Annotated in this window: 1 protein-coding gene; it reads left to right on the top strand. The window is 58.0% G+C overall.

Annotated elements, in window-relative coordinates; genetic code table 11:
* Positions 1 to 173: 173 nt before the first annotated feature.
* Positions 174 to 421, top strand: a 248-nt coding sequence (locus EOE48_RS29670; protein ID WP_210249630.1) for a hypothetical protein, incomplete at its 3' end; no start/stop codon positions are given.

Below are 421 nucleotides of genomic sequence, written 5' to 3'. Positions count from 1 at the left end.
ATAGAGAACGCGACGATGCACGGGCTTCAAGCCGTCACGCGCATCGGGCAGCGCTCGCCCGACAATCACGCTCATCGCGTAGTCGAGGTAAGACTGTCTCAGTTCGTCTTCGCTATTGACCGGGAGGATTTCTTTGGCCAGTTCGCCCATGAGAAGCCTGATTCCTTTTTCTGGTGAAACTTCGCAGCTCCATCAAGGGCCGAACGAAGCTCGCCGCCGCAGCGTACAAGCGTGCGACGACTTACGACAAATCAATGAGTTGTGCCATGGATCTGCGCAATGAAGGCCGCCGTGATGGGCGGTCTTGGAAACTGCCGGATGTTATCACAAAGGCGGGGGCGGTGGGGAGAGGTGGCAGCTGGTCTGAGCCGGGTTTGACTCCTGGTTTTTTTATTGCCTGCACCGGCCTCTTCGCGGGCTC

It is taken from the genome of Methylobacterium oryzihabitans, assembly GCF_004004555.2.
In the GTDB taxonomy this organism is placed as follows: Bacteria; Pseudomonadota; Alphaproteobacteria; order Rhizobiales; family Beijerinckiaceae; genus Methylobacterium; species Methylobacterium oryzihabitans.
The sequence above is the reverse complement of the archived record's forward strand: the minus strand, read 5'-3'. Positions and strand labels throughout refer to the sequence as shown.